20 protein-coding genes are annotated in these 15,256 nt (G+C 41.9%); 15 read left to right on the forward strand and 5 right to left on the reverse strand.

Annotation, left to right across the window (positions count from 1 at the left end; genetic code table 11):
- Nucleotides 1–256: 256 nt before the first annotated feature.
- Both mntA and ACSAZK_RS09205 read right to left on the reverse strand, forming a co-directional pair.
- On the reverse strand, nt 257–727 hold the full coding sequence (mntA, locus tag ACSAZK_RS09200; protein ID WP_440953872.1) for a type VII toxin-antitoxin system MntA family adenylyltransferase antitoxin: 471 nt from the start codon (nt 725–727) through the stop codon (nt 257–259).
- 172 nt (nt 728–899) lie between these two features.
- The gene (locus ACSAZK_RS09205) at nt 900–1,178 is read right to left on the reverse strand and encodes a hypothetical protein (protein ID WP_440953873.1); all 279 of its coding nucleotides are present in this window, start codon (nt 1,176–1,178) and stop codon (nt 900–902) included.
- A gap of 874 nt (nt 1,179–2,052) precedes the next feature.
- Between ACSAZK_RS09205 and ACSAZK_RS09210 the strand changes: the two genes are divergently transcribed.
- The 11 genes from ACSAZK_RS09210 to ACSAZK_RS09260 all read left to right on the forward strand — a co-directional run bounded on the left by ACSAZK_RS09210 (nt 2,053) and on the right by ACSAZK_RS09260 (nt 7,761).
- Nucleotides 2,053–2,247: a hypothetical protein gene (locus ACSAZK_RS09210; protein ID WP_440953874.1), complete on the forward strand. Its 195-nt coding sequence runs from the start codon at nt 2,053–2,055 to the stop codon at nt 2,245–2,247.
- Complete coding sequence (locus ACSAZK_RS09215) at nt 2,237–2,509, forward strand: type II toxin-antitoxin system RelE family toxin (protein WP_440953875.1); 273 nt, start codon at nt 2,237–2,239, stop codon at nt 2,507–2,509. Before ACSAZK_RS09210 ends, ACSAZK_RS09215 begins: the two co-directional genes overlap by 11 nt.
- Before the next feature lie 299 nt (nt 2,510–2,808).
- Nucleotides 2,809–3,543: a glucose-6-phosphate isomerase family protein gene (locus tag ACSAZK_RS09220; protein WP_440953876.1), complete on the forward strand. Its 735-nt coding sequence runs from the start codon at nt 2,809–2,811 to the stop codon at nt 3,541–3,543.
- 123 nt (nt 3,544–3,666) lie between these two features.
- The gene (locus tag ACSAZK_RS09225; RefSeq protein WP_440953877.1) at nt 3,667–3,987 is read left to right on the forward strand and encodes a glucose-6-phosphate isomerase family protein; all 321 of its coding nucleotides are present in this window, start codon (nt 3,667–3,669) and stop codon (nt 3,985–3,987) included.
- A gap of 224 nt (nt 3,988–4,211) precedes the next feature.
- Nucleotides 4,212–4,421 (forward strand): hypothetical protein, encoded by a 210-nt coding sequence (locus tag ACSAZK_RS09230; protein WP_440953878.1) that lies wholly within the window; start codon nt 4,212–4,214, stop codon nt 4,419–4,421.
- Between the two features lie 42 nt (nt 4,422–4,463).
- Nucleotides 4,464–5,153 (forward strand): hypothetical protein, encoded by a 690-nt coding sequence (locus ACSAZK_RS09235; protein WP_440953879.1) that lies wholly within the window; start codon nt 4,464–4,466, stop codon nt 5,151–5,153.
- Between the two features lie 407 nt (nt 5,154–5,560).
- Nucleotides 5,561–5,716, forward strand: a complete 156-nt coding sequence (locus ACSAZK_RS09240; protein ID WP_440953880.1) for a hypothetical protein — start codon at nt 5,561–5,563, stop codon at nt 5,714–5,716.
- Nucleotides 5,717–6,063: 347 nt separating this feature from the next.
- Nucleotides 6,064–6,798: a glucose-6-phosphate isomerase family protein gene (locus ACSAZK_RS09245; protein WP_440953881.1), complete on the forward strand. Its 735-nt coding sequence runs from the start codon at nt 6,064–6,066 to the stop codon at nt 6,796–6,798.
- Nucleotides 6,799–7,043: 245 nt separating this feature from the next.
- Nucleotides 7,044–7,199 carry a hypothetical protein gene (locus ACSAZK_RS09250; protein ID WP_440953882.1) on the forward strand — a complete coding sequence of 52 codons (156 nt, stop codon included), beginning with the start codon at nt 7,044–7,046 and terminating at the stop codon, nt 7,197–7,199.
- Nucleotides 7,199–7,486, forward strand: coding sequence for a hypothetical protein (locus ACSAZK_RS09255; RefSeq protein ID WP_440953883.1), 288 nt, complete (start codon nt 7,199–7,201; stop codon nt 7,484–7,486). The genes ACSAZK_RS09250 and ACSAZK_RS09255 overlap by 1 nt, the downstream gene beginning before the upstream one ends.
- Before the next feature lie 5 nt (nt 7,487–7,491).
- The gene (locus ACSAZK_RS09260; protein ID WP_440953884.1) at nt 7,492–7,761 is read left to right on the forward strand and encodes a type II toxin-antitoxin system RelE family toxin; all 270 of its coding nucleotides are present in this window, start codon (nt 7,492–7,494) and stop codon (nt 7,759–7,761) included.
- A gap of 313 nt (nt 7,762–8,074) precedes the next feature.
- Here ACSAZK_RS09260 and ACSAZK_RS09265 read toward each other — a convergent pair whose 3' ends face one another.
- The 3 genes from ACSAZK_RS09265 to ACSAZK_RS09275 form a co-directional block, all read right to left on the reverse strand.
- Nucleotides 8,075–8,419 carry a HepT-like ribonuclease domain-containing protein gene (locus ACSAZK_RS09265; protein ID WP_440953885.1) on the reverse strand — a complete coding sequence of 115 codons (345 nt, stop codon included), beginning with the start codon at nt 8,417–8,419 and terminating at the stop codon, nt 8,075–8,077.
- Entirely contained in the window at nt 8,416–8,727 is a 312-nt protein-coding gene (locus ACSAZK_RS09270; RefSeq protein WP_440953886.1) for a nucleotidyltransferase family protein, read from the reverse strand. Before ACSAZK_RS09270 ends, ACSAZK_RS09265 begins: the two co-directional genes overlap by 4 nt.
- 989 nt (nt 8,728–9,716) lie before the next feature.
- Nucleotides 9,717–11,201 carry an IS1182 family transposase gene (locus ACSAZK_RS09275; protein WP_440953887.1) on the reverse strand — a complete coding sequence of 495 codons (1,485 nt, stop codon included), beginning with the start codon at nt 11,199–11,201 and terminating at the stop codon, nt 9,717–9,719.
- Nucleotides 11,202–11,571: 370 nt separating this feature from the next.
- Between ACSAZK_RS09275 and ACSAZK_RS09280 the strand changes: the two genes are divergently transcribed.
- The 4 genes from ACSAZK_RS09280 to ACSAZK_RS09295 all read left to right on the forward strand — a co-directional run bounded on the left by ACSAZK_RS09280 (nt 11,572) and on the right by ACSAZK_RS09295 (nt 15,129).
- Nucleotides 11,572–11,853, forward strand: coding sequence for a hypothetical protein (locus ACSAZK_RS09280; protein WP_440953888.1), 282 nt, complete (start codon nt 11,572–11,574; stop codon nt 11,851–11,853).
- Nucleotides 11,854–12,869: 1,016 nt separating this feature from the next.
- Complete coding sequence (locus tag ACSAZK_RS09285) at nt 12,870–13,037, forward strand: hypothetical protein (RefSeq protein ID WP_440953889.1); 168 nt, start codon at nt 12,870–12,872, stop codon at nt 13,035–13,037.
- Between the two features lie 60 nt (nt 13,038–13,097).
- Nucleotides 13,098–14,027, forward strand: a complete 930-nt coding sequence (locus ACSAZK_RS09290; protein WP_440953890.1) for a glycosyltransferase family 2 protein — start codon at nt 13,098–13,100, stop codon at nt 14,025–14,027.
- Nucleotide 14,028: 1 nt separating this feature from the next.
- Nucleotides 14,029–15,129, forward strand: a complete 1,101-nt coding sequence (locus ACSAZK_RS09295; protein ID WP_440953891.1) for a DUF354 domain-containing protein — start codon at nt 14,029–14,031, stop codon at nt 15,127–15,129.
- Nucleotides 15,130–15,256: the final 127 nt, after the last annotated feature.

Genomic DNA, 15,256 nt, shown 5'->3' on the forward strand with positions numbered 1-15,256 from the left:
ACTGCCTTCTAATTTAATGGTTGCCGGACAGTAAGTTTCGCGGGGGAATCTGCGGTTTGCCGGGTAGAGGGGTGGAGTGGTGCTGGTAAAGGTTGTTCCGGGGAAGTGTTCGTAGGTGCCCGCTGACCGGTGAAATATAAAAATGAAGTTTTGAATTAGTAGTCCTCTTGAGGGAGCGAAGCGACCGAAAAGGACCCCGTGCTCCCGAAGCGGAACTCGGGTGCCGAAGCGGAACTCGGGTAGTTTATTTCTTCTCTCATCGAAACCCGTTCTCCGCTATTCTTTTCAGGCTCTCTTTTGCATGCCTTTCAATGTGATACCGCTCGTCAAGGTACCTGGACATTATTTTTGTTTCGAACCTGACCCTTTCAAGTTCGTCGGATTTCAAAATAATTCCGTCACGTATGACATTATAGGTCAAAAGGAGGGGTGAATCATTGAGTACCACGAGGTCTACGTTATTCGTATTAAGAAGTTCTGTAAGTTTGCCGATCAATTCAAGTTGAAGGTCAAAGGCTTCCTCCTGTAAAAGGCTCTCCTTAAAAAGCACAGCTATATCTATATCGCTTAAGCTGTTAGCTTCTCCACGGACTGTTGAGCCAAAAAGATAAGCTACCGTAACATCCTCAACTCCGGAGAAAAAATCCCTGAGCTCCCTTTCAAGCCTTTCAAGCTTCGGGTCTGGAGTAACGGACTTCACATCAGCAGACTGCATATTACCCATCATTAAGGACTTTATGCTTACCTCTGTTTATATCTTATGCAGGTCCTACAATAGCAGGTCTTGCAATAGAAGGTCCTACAATATATGGTTCCGGAGTGATAAATAGTTCAGGCTTGTGAAAACTTTTAGCTTTATTCAGTATTCGGTCTTGTATTTCGCAGGAATCAGCTATATTTCATAGTTCGAGTCCCTGGACCACTGCCTTTCTCAAGTTTTCATTCCTGCTGTGGATCCAGGTTATTCCCTTTATCCCAACAGCGATTTTATTACTTTGTTCCAGATAATCCAGGATGACCATCAGAGTATTGTGGTTAACCTGTCTTGGCAGCATTTTCTTGAGCTCTGCAACTGTTACAACACTACCTGGGCTTTTTTTCAAGGTGTCTTCTACCATGAGAATAGTATTAAGAGTCGGGGATGGTTTTGCCTTCCCGGAATTTAACGCTTCTGCCATTTCTTTGCCTCCGGTAGATTTGCAATAGGCTTTGATATTTTGCTTTTCAGGTACATTTGCGTAACAAAAAGTTATTGATTAATAACTAATTGATATCTATTACTATTTATGTCCTCTCATAAAGCTATCAAATAGTTCTTAAGAAATCTTCAGAGTATCGATCCTTATTTTTTTCGAATCGTAGTTTGGGTGGATGGACTGGATGGACTGGATGGACTGAAAAGGCTGTAATGCTTGGACAAAAGTTAATATGCTCTTCCGGAACACCTTTTTTTCTGATTGCTTTTCACTTCCCGGGGCTCTCACCGGGTGCCGGAGGCAGCCGGCTTTTCCCTGAAAATTAATAGAAGGCTGCTGAAGTGTAAATTTCAAAGAAGATTTTAAGGCGCTTTTTAATTAATTATTGATCCCGGTTTTAGTAGGCTTGAGTTTTCTTTCATTTTCATTCTTTGTAATTTTTTCGTGCAGGCCGTTTGCAGGCAAACGGAAAAATAGCCACGGGGTACGGTATTAAGGAATGGTGAAAATATAACCTCAGATTTTCAGATCAGGAGTGCTCTATGGGTTTCCCGTTAAAGAACCACGGATGGACACGGATAGACACAGATTTTAAGCCATCCGTGTTCATCTGTGTTCATCCGTGGTTTATTCTCAAATTTTGAAATCCTTGATATTATATGTGACTCATTCCTAAACGCTGTTCCGTTTTTCAGTCGTATTGAGCACAATTCGGTTATGGTCGTTCCGGGGAAGTGTTTGCAGGTGCCCGCCGACCGGCGAAATATAATAACCAAGTATTAATAATCAGGAATTGAACGTCCACTCCTTAAATCCCCCTCGGCTATAAGTACTATAGCCATTATAATAGATCTGCATGGCTGAAACAACGACCATCCAGATAAAGAAACAAACTCGTGATCAATTGCGTGCTATTGGGGCTATGGGAGACGATTATAACAGTGTTATTGAAAAACTGATAATTGAGCACAATAGAAATGAGCTTGTAGAATACGGTGAAAGGATAGTAAAAGAACATAAGGATAAATTTGTGAACGTAAATGAGCTTTGATGTTTTTGTGCTCCCTGAGCTCCTTGAAAAAATCCCCGCTGAGAGGAAAGCGCAGATAATATCAGCAATCAAGGAGCTTAATGACCCTTTTCCCGGGAGTAGTGGAAACAAAAAAGAAATCAAAGGTACCCGAAAAGCTGCATACCGTCTAAGAGCAGGAAGCTTTCGTATTTTCTACAATGTAGACAAAGATAAAAAGGAAGTTTATGTTTTCGATATCCTTACATCCGAACAGGCACATAAAAAATACGGAAAACTTTAAAAGTAGATTAAGCTCGCTCTGGCCGGGTGTTCGCAGGTGCCCGCAGACAGGCGAAATATAAATAATAGGTTTTGAAAATATGAGGCTTCTCAGGTCTCGGGTCGGGTCCCGGGAATGATTACTATTTTCATTAGTTTCCGATCCAAAAGCACCTTCTTCCCGCCTATTTTGACAAATACTCAAAGAGTCTTTATAACATTAATATAAATATAACTTCCATATAAAATTTTCATATCTGAAGAAGTTAAGGGATGCATATCAAAAAGGTTGTTGTTTTAAGCGGATTATGAGGGCAAAAGATGGAAAATACGTTACAATTTGGGGAAACGATCAGGGAGCCCGATGTCAGGCTGCTCTCGGACATGAAAGACGTCCTTGCTGATAAGGAATGGCTCCGGAGCGCAGGGGATTTCGAGCTCTATTATATGTACCGGGAACTTTCCCGGACCGAATCCGACCTTCAGCGCATACGAAAAGCCGGGCTTCGCTATGACATCACGGTTATTCCCCCTGCCCGCCTAGGAAAAGAGTTCGTAAAAACCAAAGGGCACTACCACCCAATAGTTCCGGGAGCAAAGGTCTCGTATCCTGAGATCTACCAGGTGCTGGAAGGAGAGGCTGTCTACCTCTTACAGAAGGCGGAAGGGGAAAGCATTCCGGATGTCGTTGTTATAGAGGCTGAAAAAGGGGATGTGGTAATTGTGCCTCCGGGGTACGGGCATATCAGCATCAACAGGTCCGAAACTACCCTTAAGATGGCAAACTGGGTCTGCACCAGTTTTTCTTCTGTTTATGAGCCTATCAGGAAGGCCGGGGGTGGAGCTTACTACCTGCTTGAAGAGGGGTTTGTGGTGAATCCCGGGTACTCGGAGGTTCCTGAAATCAGGCGGCTTGAGCCTGTGGAGCCTGAGCTTCTGGGGCTTGAGAGGAGAGAGGATATGTATGGGCTTGTAGAGGATCTCGAAAGGTTGAGGTTCTTGAAGGAGCCTCAGGATTTTGCGGAGTTTTTCGGGGAGGCTTTTGAGGAGAATTGATTGGATTCGGTAAAGGCTGCTTGGGGGGAGTTTTCTGAGCAGTCCGCCAACCGGTGAAATATATATAATGGGTCTTGAAACTTTTAGTCCTCTTGAGGAAGCGAAGCGACCGAAAAGGACCCCGTGCTCCCGAAGCGGAACTCGGGTGCCGAAGCGGAACTCGGGATGGCAAACTGGGTCTGCACCAGTTTTTCTTCCATTTATGAGCCTATCAGGAAGGCCGGGGGTGGAGCTTACTATCTGCTTGAGGATGGGTTTTTCAGGAACCCGAATTATGCTTCAGTTCCTGAGATTAGAATGGTTGAGTCTGTGAAGCCTGAGCTTCTGGGGCTTGAGAGGAGAGAGGATATGTATGGGCTCGTAAATGAGCTTGAGAAATTAAGGTTCTTGAAGGAGCCTCAGGAGTTTGAGGAGTTTTTTGGAGAGGTTTTTGAGAAGAATTGATGGATTCAGTTAAGGCTGTTTGGGGAAGTGCTCTCAGGAGCCCGCCGACCGGTGAAATATAAAAAACGGGTTTTGAATTAGTAGTCCTCTTGAGGGAGCGAAGCGACCGAAAAGGACCCCGTGCTCCCGAAGCGGAATTCGGGTGGCAAAACAAATATATGATATGCGACAAATAATATGATTCAGGAAACTTATTATAGTACTTTTTAATTAGCGGGATGTGTATGAAACTAAAAGTACCGGCTATGGGGTCCCTCTTAAAAGATGTGGATATAGTTGACTCCGAATTCGGGCCCAACAGCATAAATGAAGATAAAGTTCGGAAATTTTCCCCCCTTAGTCGGGGTAGTGTAAGGATTTCCAGCGACAGGTACTATACGGCTTCCAGATACGAGGCAAGGAAGAAAAAGGTCCTTAGTAGAAAATTGCCCTGATTTTTCTAATTTTCTGTGAAACTCTTTTTGGAATGTAATTTTTTGATCGTTACGCCCTCCATTTCATTTGATTCCGGGGAATCCAAACAAATACAGGAAATGCTCGATGTCTATTTCTTTGTAAAAGAGTTACTTCTCTATAATGAAGTAATAGACCCTGAAGGGTACACCTCTCCACAGATCTTAAATGAGTTGAGAAACGCCTACGACCACATTAATAGAGCCTTCAGGAAAAAACTTTGCCCGAATAATCCGGGCAGCGCAAAATCTAATGAAGAATACGTATCTCAGAACCTGGATAAAGCAATAGGGCATGTTTACCGGGCCTGTTACGATGCTCTTGACTGGCTAAGTTTGAACGTAAGAGGAGAGATCCAGGAAAGCCTTGCTCCATACTCGCATGAAACGATTAATGCTGTCATTCCGAATTATTATTCCGAACTGAGAAAAGAAATAATAAATTACGAGGAAAAAATATCTCAGTTAAGGGCAAGCAAGGATGTAGCTTCGTTAGATCAGAATTCCCTGATAGAATACACAGAGATCGTTAAAAATTTGCAGAGCATTAGAAAACAAATCAATGACAGCATGGAAAGTCTTTCGGAATACGAAGAAAAAAGGAACTGTGAAATCCATAAGATGAACCGTATCATCACAATGAGAGATCTTGGAGTTGCACTTCTAACCCTTCTGCTTGGTGCTGCAATAAATCACTTTTTTAACATTGTTTAATATCATCTCGACTCTTTACGTTACAATAAATGACATCACTATCATTTTTATTGTCTCCTGTTGTTGAGAAGAATTTCTTACATCACTTTCATCTTTAAAAAACGGTCAAGGATGTTTCGGGAGAATGCACGGAGCTGTCCGCCAACCAACTAAAAATAAAAATTAAGTTATGGAAGCGGGGGTTCCTGCCAGTCAGCCCGCAGCCAGGGCTGCAACTTTGCAAAAAAGGATATTTGTTCTGGGAGGAGGGGAGTTTGCGGTTTGGATGCTTTTTATCGGACGGCTTGTGAAGGTTCTTAGCTCCTGATGAAACAATTAGTAGCTTGTTGAAAATTCTTTTATACATAGTGACGAAATATATAAACACAGTTTGCATTCTTTCAAGTCTACTTCCGGGTGATGCGTTTATGGGATACGTAAAAAAAGTATGCCCCGTTTGCGGCAGGGAATTCTTTGTTCTGGAAAGTGTGGCAGAAAAGGCGGTTTACTGCACTCTTGAGTGCCTGGAAAGGGGCCAGGGAGATCCGGGGGTTCGGGAAAGCTTTTTGGTTGCCGGAAAGTAAGCTTTGCGAGGGGGAGGCTTGCGGTTTGCCGGGTATAGGGTTGGAGTGTAGCTGGTAAAGGTCATTTCGGGGAAGTGTTCGCAGGTGCCCGCCGACAGGCGAAATATAAAAAACAGGTTTTGAAAATATGAGGCTTCTCAGGTCTCGGGTCGGGTCCCGGGGATGATTACTATTTTCATTATTTTCAGATTCAAAAGCACTTTTTCCCCACAGGTTTTGACAAATACTCAAAGAGTCTTTATAACATTAATATAAATATAACTTCCATATAAAATTTTCATATCTGAAGAAGTTATGAGATGCAGATCAAAAAGGTTGTTGTTTTAAGCGGATTATGAGGGCAAAAGATGGAAAATACGTTACAATTTGGGGAAACGATCAGGGAGCCCGATGTCAGGCTGCTCTCGGACATGAAAGACGTCCTTGCTGATAAGGAATGGCTCCGGAGCGCAGGGGATTTCGAGCTCTATTATATGTACCGGGAACTTTCCCGGACCGAATCCGACCTTCAGCGCATACGAAAAGCCGGGCTTCGCTATGACATCACGGTTATTCCCCCTGCCCGCCTGGGAAAAGAGTTCGTAAAAACCAAAGGGCACTACCACCCAATAGTTCCGGGAGCAAAGGTCTCGTATCCTGAGATCTACCAGGTGCTGGAAGGAGAGGCTGTCTACCTCTTACAGAAGGCGGAAGGGGAAAGCATCTCGGACGTTGTCGTTATAGAGGCTGGAAAGGGGGATGTGGTAATTGTCCCTCCGGGGTACGGGCATATCAGCATCAACAGGTCCGAAACTACCCTTAAGATGGCAAACTGGGTCTGCACCAGTTTTTCTTCTGTTTATGAGCCTATCAGGAAGGCCGGGGGCGGAGCTTACTACCTGCTTGAGGAGGGGTTCGTTCCGAATTCTAATTATCTTTCAGTGCCTGAGATCAGGCGGTTTGAGCCTGTGGAGCCTGAGCTTCTGGGGCTTGAGAGGGGAGAGGATATGTATGAGCTTGTAGAGGATCTCGAGAAATTGAGATTTTTGAAAGAGCCACAGGAGTTTGAGGAGTTTTTTGGAGAGGTTTTTGAGAAGAATTGATGGATTCGGTAAAGGTTGCTTGGGGGAGTTTTCTGAGGAGCCCGCCGACCGGCTAAATATAAAAAATGAGTTTTGAAAATTCCGGCCATTTGGAGGGGCAAAGCGGCTGAAATCGGGACGTGGGCATACTTTAATACATGTAATTTGATAAATATGTGTAATCGGGTAAATAAATGCGATTGCTTAAATATAGGCAATTGCATAATTACATGCAATATCATAATTCTATGCAAACGGAGAATACTATGAAAAGATTCACGATTTCCGTTCCCGACGAGCTGAAACAGGAGCTCGACTCCATGCCTGACATCAACTGGGCAGAGGTCGCACGCCTGGGGATCGAGGCTAAACTTGGGCAGCTTGAAAAGTTTGAAGCCCTTGAAAAAAGAGGTGAGCTGTGATGGCAACGATTACGGTCCCTGTCCCTGACGACCTTTACAGGAGGATGGAGCATTTCTCCTGGGTGAAATGGTCTGAAGTTGCAAGAAACTCTCTCCGGAAAAGGGAGATCTTTGAGAAGTATATAAGGACAGGGGAACTCTCTGCCGAAGACGCGGAGTTCTGTGATAAAATGGACTGGCACCCCGTGGATGAAATACCCTTAAGGGAGGATTTTGTCCGGAAGTTAGAGGAATCGAAAAAAGAAACTTCCCTGCGGGTCAAAGACATTTCCGACCTATTCGAGTGATCCGGATGCCGTACACTCTTTTTGTACTTCCGTCCTGTAAAAAAGAGATCAATAAAGCTTGTAAGAATAACGCTCCCCTAAAACATGCTTTAAGCAAAAAAATTGCAGAAATCTGTGAAAACCCCTCCCATTACAAACCTTTGAGAAACGACCTCCATGGGCTGCGCAGAGTTCATATCCTAAAAAGTTTCGTCCTGATCTTCAACACTGATGGAGATGAAAGGTCCGTTACTCTTGTTAGTTTTTCACATCACGACGCCGCTTATTCCCGCTAAGTTCCTATCCGGGGCAGTTTTATGGCCGGCTTCCTGACCGGCTTCCAGGCAGTTCTTTATCTCTTCAAGAAGAGTCTCTTTTGCACTGGGAAAAGCTATCTGTGAAATGGCCGTAAAGCCCGGTCTTCTTGGCTCAATCTGCCCGGATTATCGAATTGTGATCCGGCCGGGAAATATCTTTGTGCTCCTCCCGGAAAAACCGTATTTTGGGTTGCTTTTCACTTCCCGGGGCTCTCACCGGGTGCCGGAGGCAGCCGGCCTTTCCCTGAAAATTAGCAGATGGTGGTTGCAGTATAAAAATCAAAGTTAGTTTTTACTCCATTTCGGCAAGGATAGATCTGAACATAGGGATAAGGGGTGGGATGTCCTGTTTTATGGTGTCCCATACAATTATAGGATCCACGCCAAAATAACCATGGATTAGCCGGTCTCGCATGGTGGCCATGTCTCTCCACGGGATGTGTTGGTATTTTTCCCTGATCTTTGCAGGTACGTTTTTAGACGCTTCCCCTATGATCTCTATTGCCCTGATAACGGCATATTGTGTTTTTCTATCGTTGATAAACCGATCATAGGAATATTCGGCTGTGAATTCTTCAATATCCAGCATGGCATTGAGTATGTCTTCTATGTAATCTCCTGCTTCCCAGTCGCTCATACTTCGACTACCTCTGAAAGGACGTGTTTGCCGATTCTGGGTTTCAGTGCAGTTTTTGATACAAGGTCTACCTTGACCCCAAGTTTATCCGACAGCTCATTCTCAAGTCTGGCATACCCTAAAAGTGTGATTGATCCGTTGAATTCCACAAGTATGTCCAGATCGCTTGAGGCACTCTGCTCTCCCCTGATGTAGGAACCAAAAACCCCCATATACTTGATGGGGTACTTCTTCTTCAGTTCCGGAAGCATTTCCTGCAGTTTTTTTATATATATGTCAACCTCATGCTGGCTCCCCTGCAGTTTCATGATATTTTGATTTATGACCTTTCGTATATAAATTGATGGCTTTCTCCTTTAAACCCTTGACAACATCTAGCTAATGTTTTCTTTCCGGAAAATCCGTTTTTCAGACTGCTTTTCAGGGCCCTGGGCTCTCACCGGGTGCCGAAAGCAGCCGGCCTTTCCCTGAAAATTGATTGAAGGGGGCTGAAGTGTAAATTTCAAAGTATTTTCAGAGTTTTTTTAGTGAACTTACCTTTTTTGCTCGTTTATGGCTGATTCCCTTTCCCTTTTTTGCTTTTTTTCCTGGCAGTTTTTCCGGGCAGGCCGTTTGCAAGCAAACGGGAAAATAGCCATGGGGATACGGCATTAAACGCTGCTCTGGTCTTCAGTCTGCTTGAGGACAATTCGATCAGGGTTGTTCTGTTTAAGTTCTCGAAGGTACCCGCAGACCGGTAAAATAGAAAAATCAAGTTTTGGGAAAAATTTTTTTATACATTGTGAAGTAATGAATAACTACAGTTTGTTATTCTTTAAAGTCTACTTCCGGGTGATGTGTATATGGAACATGTAAGGAAAATTTGCCCCATTTGCGGCAGAGAGTTCTTTGTTTTGGAAAACGTGGAAGAAAAAGCGGTTTACTGCACGCTTGAGTGCCTGGCAAAGGCTCAGGAAGCTTCGGAAATTCGCAAAGACCCTTTACCGGTTGAACAATAAGCTCCGGGGGGGGTTGCGGTTTGCCGGGCAGAGGCCGGGAGGAGGGGGCACGGTTGTTCAGGGAAGTGTGCTGAGCTTCCAGCCGGTTTTTCCCTGGAAATTTGGGGATGATTGCTGAAGTATAAGTTAAAAAACAGTTTCAAAGGCGTTTTTCAGCGTGTTTTTGATTTCATCTTTACTCTGTTCGAGTTTTTTAATTCTATCCGTACAAGCTGTCTCAAAACCGTTTTGAATTCTACAATTGGGTAATATCCATTTCAATTTCAATTTTTATTCGAAAAGAGATCAGTTTTCATTGATCAACATAGCTTACTTGTCTTTCCCGCCACAATTCTGCATCCATTCCCTAATTTATTTCCTCTCCCGGTTATCATTTTCAGAATTTCTTTCAAACTTTTACCTTCTCTCTTCATGAAATCCACTATTTTCTTTAGATTGTGTACAGTACACATCATAATAAACTCAATTTTTGTCTTCCTTTTCCCTCTCAAAAGAAATTCCCTGAATCCTCTATCCTGTTTCATCTGGCCAAACACAGGTTCTACAGTAAACATTCTTTCCTGATACTGTTCCGTTCCTTCTTCTGTATTCAGTTTAGCCCTCATATTCTCCATCAGGTACTCCCTTGGATCTCTTGATATTGTCCTGTTTTCACTCTCGGTACATGCATTTTTTAACACGCATAAAGAACAATACTTACATACATAATACCGTAAATCTGGCTCATCGTTCCTTTTTTGTATTCTTGTAAATGGGATTTCAAATGCAGCAGGGCAATAATAACAGTCCTTTTCCTGATCATATTTAAAGAGAGATTTTCTGAACTTCTTTGCTTTTCCCCTTTTCTCTACTTCATAAAAGTTATCAGGAATATAAGCATCAATTTCTTGATCGAGTAAAAATTTCACATTATCATATGAAAAATAACCTGCATCTGCCAGCACTATTGTTGGCTTGTATCCCAGTGTTTCTTTTACATTTTCTATCATTGGTTCAACTTGATGCAAGTCATTTTCTTCATCGACAACGTCTGATGCAACGATTATTTGTTCCTTTTCATCAACAGCAACCTGACAATTATAAGAAGGTTTCTTGCTTCCATCTTTATGCTTCATAATTTTAGCATCGTTGTCTGTGATGTTTACTTTTTTTAACTTTTCTTCGTCAATTTTTTTCATAGCAGCTTTGATTTTCTCTAATCTTTTCTGCTTGTTAACCAGTTCTTCTGGCACCTGGTATGGTGTCGAATCACCATAAATTTCGTCTTCCTGTTTATCGACCTCAATGCTTTCTTTGAGTATCTTATCGATCTCTTTTTTGAGAGCGTCGGAACTCTTACTTTGTCTTGGTGAAGCGTTTGCCTTAACCTTTGTTCCATCGATCGAAATACTGGAACCAATCATATCCATTTCCTTACAAAACGTGACAACCTGTGAAAATATTTCTTTAATCGGGTCAAGATGAGTTGAACGGAATCGACAAATAGTATGGAAATCAGGTTTTTGCATAGCTGCAAGGTACATAAAAGCAGTATCAGTTTGTGTCATTTGCTCTATCTTGCGTGAACTTCTAATGTTTATAAGGTACCCGTAGAGTAAGATTTTTAAAAGAAATCTTGGGTGATAGGCAGGGCAACCTTCCTCAGAGTAAGTGGACTCAATATCACTAATATCAACGAGATCTATGAGGTCGTTTAACACTCTGGCAATATGGTTTTCAGGAACAAACTCTTCCAGGCTTAATGGAAGTAAAAATTGCTGCTTTTGATCGTACTTTTTGAACATGGTGAAACACTGGAATTAATTTTATCAAATAGTATACTTATATGTAATACATATTTTTAAAAAGATAAATATTCCTAATATTTCTTACCCAAATGTGCGATCAAGCATAGTTTTGAGACAGCCTGCGTAACTTATTTTTAAAAAACTGTTTATGATTGAAATCATTATGAATTTTTCCTGTAAGTTTGCTTTCAATATGGGCTGTTTCAGGGCTTTTTCATGATTTTTAAGGGCTTATGTTAGTTTCAATCTTTTTTTCATATTTTTTATTCTTTAATTGTATTCTCTTCGGTTTAATATCTCTTTTCGTATATTATAACATGATTAAAAAGTTTTTTATATGTACCGTTTCATCTCTCTAATCGGGGGGATGAAGTTGCTTGCGGGTTCCATAACGGTTTCCGGGAATTTGATACTTAATACTGCAGTTTCAGGCGTAAGTGCCTGTTCGATATCCACGGGGATCTACTACCCGGAATATGGGGCGATAATAACTGTCAGCCTGATCCTCCTGCTCTCCTTCAAGGAAGTGCTCTCGGCATCAAGCCAGTGGTCCCGGGACCTGAACGGCTCGCTCAATACAGCTATCTTGCCATTGTTGGTTTCTTTTTTCGGAATCGTTGTTTTTAAGGTGCTGGCAACTCTTGCCTGATTTAAAGCCTATCCCGAAGACCTCTGGAAACTTTAGAAGACTTCCGGAGGCCCCCGAAGGCAGCCGGCCTTTCCCTGAAAATTGTTAAAAGATTACTGGAGTATAAATATCAAAGCGGTTTTAAAGGTGTTTTTTGTGAATTTTATCCTTTTTTCAGTTTGTTTGAGTATAATTTATCCTTTTTTCAGTTTGTTTTATCCTTTTTTCAGTTTGTTTGAATGTAATTCGACCAAGGTTGTTCCGGAGAAGATCGGAGAGGAGGCCGTCGACTAAGCAAAAATAAACTTACTGTTTATGAGTATGCCGTTTGCAGGTAAATGGTAAAATATAGTTTTCATACATGACTTTTCTTATAGTCTTCACTATATATTGGCTGGCCTATAATCAGAAGGGGTCTATCACTAATCACCTGGGAATATGCTAGCCTCTGTTCATAACTTGTGCAGGCTCTACAGTAAAAGTCTCATACTACAGTAAAAGTCTCATACTACAGTAAAAGTCTCATATCTTTGAAAACTCAGCACTTATCTCAATTTTCTATATACCCCTCATATTCTCCTATTTCTTTTATTTTATTTCCACCTCCATGCGGCAACTCCCCCTTTTCTGGCCCCTCCGTATCAGTGCTTCCGGGGCTGCCCGAGGAGAGTCCTGAGCCAGGGAGAGGTTCGGGAACGTCTAATAAAATGTAATTGAATTTGCCTGCCCCCGGTTTCTTTTAAAACTTTTTTATCATTTTAATGTGCATATATATGTAATTTTTTAAAATTGGTGTTATCTGAACACCTTTTTCCCGGCACCCTTACATTTTTACTAATTTTAACAACGGTTTGCCGAATGCTATTATGCAATCTTTTTTATCTTTTTAAGTGATTTGAAATCGACATATTTAAGTAAAGAAAAACCGGCCTTTCATTAGAAAAACTATATTGGTTTATCTGCTGTCAAATTATAATATTATTAGAATTAACTGCTAATATTTCCTGCTTATATTTTCAAGAGGGGGTTGAAAGTAAGTGGTAGAAGAAGCTTTTCTGGAGACCGCTCAGGAGAGTGGTTTTCAAATCTCAGCACCGGGAGAAACTTCCTTCACCGGCGGGACGGATTCCCGGAAAATAGCGGGGGTCCTCCCCACCTTTAACGGAGAAGTTTCCATAAGAAGCGCAGTCCTGGTTACGAAATAGTATTCAGCCCGGTATACAGACCCGTTTTTAGTCGTCGCCGATGGGAAAGTGGTGTGATCTATGTATCGCAAAAAGCTGGTTGGGGTGGCCATTCCTGCATATAATGAAAGTGAACTTATCGAAAAAACACTTGGGTCTATCCCCGGGTATGTAGATATAATATATGCGGTTGATGATGGTTCTACGGATGACACCGCTGAAAAAATAGTCAATTTTGGAGATCCCCGAGTTGTCTTGATCCGGAAGGCAAACGGAGGAGTAGGATCTGCAATAACTGCGGGATATAAAAAAGCACTTGAGGATAATATTGATCTGGTTGCTGTGCTGGCTGGAGACGATCAGATGGACCCTAAGTATTTGCCTGATTTATTGGACCCGATCATAGATGGGAAAGCCGATTACACAAAGGGAAACAGATTGGTGAATTCCAGATATAGAAAAGGGATGAGTAACTGGCGTTCTCTGGGTAATTATCTTTTAACATTTTTAAACAAAATGATTTCAGGCTATTGGAACGTCTCTGACCCTCAAAATGGTTATACTACAATCTCAAGTTACGCCTTGAAAAATCTAAACTTAGACGAAATCTCCAGAGGTTATGCATTTGAAAATGATATGCTTGTAAAATTAAACATTTATGATATAAATGTTAAAAGCATACCAATCCCCGCAAAATACGCTGATGAAAAGTCAAACATCCACTACCCGGGATTTATACTAAAAACCAGTCTCTACCTCATAAAAGCCTTATTGTGGAGGTCATGGCACAAATATGTAGTAAAACTTAATCCTATTGGAATATTCTACATCTTTGGGAGTTTTTTCATAGTGGCTGGCTTTTTTGCTCTTTTCACATTAAATATAATGTACATAGCCATCGGGATTGCTATGTTTGGCATTGCCTCTTTTTTAGAAATTATGAGAATTAAGCTCCTGGACGCAAAGTTACCTGAAGAAAAAGTGGAAGCAAAATCATTGCAAGAGTGGTAAAATGAAAATAGCATTCTTTATTAATACCCCGGCCCACGTACATTTTCACAGGTACACTATCCGGGAACTGGAGAAAAGAGGGCATACGGTTCTGGTTCTTGCCAGAAACTATGGGGACACCCTGAAATTGCTGGAAGAAATTGGCTTAAACTACTTCATGTATTCGGATGTTCCCGATTCAAAGTACGGGAAAATTCTTAATTTCCCCTTCAGTGTACTTTCAGCCTGGAACTATTTGAGGAAAGAAAACCCCGACCTTCTGATCGGAATCGGGCTTTATTCGGCTTATACATCCTTGCTCTTAAGAAAAACCTGTGCCATATTCACGGATTCGGAACCCACAAACGTCCAGTTTATGATGCTTAAGCCAATAGTCAGGGCTATAATCACCCCTTCGGCTTTTAACGCGAATCTGGGTCCCAAACACATTAAAATAAATGCGTATAAGGAATTTGCATACTTGCATTCCAATTATTTCAAACCAGACCCCTCCATCTACGAATTGCTGGAAATATCTCCAGGTTCTGATTTCGTTTTGCTTCGTTTCAATGCTTTTGATGCCGTTCACGATGTCGGAGTAAGGGGCTTCACACTTGAAGAAAAACGAAAACTTGTCAGGGATATTGAGCCATACTCTAAAGTATATATTTCATCCGAACTTGATTTGCCGGATGATTTGCAAAAATACGCTATAAAAATCCCAAAACACAGGATTCATGACGCATTATATTACGCCAAAATGGTTGTTGCTGACACCCAGACAATTGTAACGGAAGCTGCAGTCCTGGGTACCCCTGCTATAAGGTACAATTCTTTTGCAGGTGAAAATGACATGGGCAATTTCGTTGAACTGGAACAAAAGTATCATTTGATTTTCAGTTTCAATGATTCAAAAAAGGCAATAAATAAAGCTACGGAACTTCTCCGGACCCCCGGGCTCAAGAGTGAATGGAAACAAAAAAAGGATCGTCTCCTGGCTGACAAAATAGATGCCACCCAGTTTATGGTCTCCTTCATTGAAAACTATCCGGAAAGCCTGAATAAGACATCCGACAATCAGAAAGATGTTATAAAAACAGGAATCTCGGTTCCATCAAAGTGAGAGGACCTTATGAGGGCTTTTGAGGAAATCTCGGCTCTCGGGACGGATGGTTCGGCTTTGTTTATTCAGTCTCTACCATTTTCTCTTTTACTTTTAAGCCATGGCAGTTTTCGGGCAGGCAGTTCAC

This window comes from Methanosarcina sediminis, from assembly GCF_052056915.1.
Classification (GTDB): domain Archaea; phylum Halobacteriota; class Methanosarcinia; order Methanosarcinales; family Methanosarcinaceae; genus MTP4.

Coding starts and splice junctions, on each gene's coding strand:
- ACSAZK_RS09265 (WP_440953885.1), bottom strand. CDS start 8,419: ATGAGCGACTGGGAAGCAGGAGATTACATAGAAGACATACTCAATGCC.
- ACSAZK_RS09230 (WP_440953878.1), top strand. CDS start 4,212: ATGAAACTAAAAGTACCGGCTATGGGGTCCCTCTTAAAAGATGTGGAT.
- ACSAZK_RS09275 (WP_440953887.1), bottom strand. CDS start 11,201: ATGTTCAAAAAGTACGATCAAAAGCAGCAATTTTTACTTCCATTAAGC.
- ACSAZK_RS09205 (WP_440953873.1), bottom strand. CDS start 1,178: ATGGCAGAAGCGTTAAATTCCGGGAAGGCAAAACCATCCCCGACTCTT.
- ACSAZK_RS09245 (WP_440953881.1), top strand. CDS start 6,064: ATGGAAAATACGTTACAATTTGGGGAAACGATCAGGGAGCCCGATGTC.
- ACSAZK_RS09260 (WP_440953884.1), top strand. CDS start 7,492: ATGCCGTACACTCTTTTTGTACTTCCGTCCTGTAAAAAAGAGATCAAT.
- ACSAZK_RS09280 (WP_440953888.1), top strand. CDS start 11,572: ATGAAGTTGCTTGCGGGTTCCATAACGGTTTCCGGGAATTTGATACTT.
- ACSAZK_RS09210 (WP_440953874.1), top strand. CDS start 2,053: ATGGCTGAAACAACGACCATCCAGATAAAGAAACAAACTCGTGATCAA.
- ACSAZK_RS09220 (WP_440953876.1), top strand. CDS start 2,809: ATGGAAAATACGTTACAATTTGGGGAAACGATCAGGGAGCCCGATGTC.
- mntA (WP_440953872.1), bottom strand. CDS start 727: ATGATGGGTAATATGCAGTCTGCTGATGTGAAGTCCGTTACTCCAGAC.
- ACSAZK_RS09240 (WP_440953880.1), top strand. CDS start 5,561: ATGGGATACGTAAAAAAAGTATGCCCCGTTTGCGGCAGGGAATTCTTT.
- ACSAZK_RS09270 (WP_440953886.1), bottom strand. CDS start 8,727: ATGAAACTGCAGGGGAGCCAGCATGAGGTTGACATATATATAAAAAAA.
- ACSAZK_RS09255 (WP_440953883.1), top strand. CDS start 7,199: ATGGCAACGATTACGGTCCCTGTCCCTGACGACCTTTACAGGAGGATG.
- ACSAZK_RS09290 (WP_440953890.1), top strand. CDS start 13,098: ATGTATCGCAAAAAGCTGGTTGGGGTGGCCATTCCTGCATATAATGAA.
- ACSAZK_RS09250 (WP_440953882.1), top strand. CDS start 7,044: ATGAAAAGATTCACGATTTCCGTTCCCGACGAGCTGAAACAGGAGCTC.
- ACSAZK_RS09295 (WP_440953891.1), top strand. CDS start 14,029: ATGAAAATAGCATTCTTTATTAATACCCCGGCCCACGTACATTTTCAC.
- ACSAZK_RS09215 (WP_440953875.1), top strand. CDS start 2,237: ATGAGCTTTGATGTTTTTGTGCTCCCTGAGCTCCTTGAAAAAATCCCC.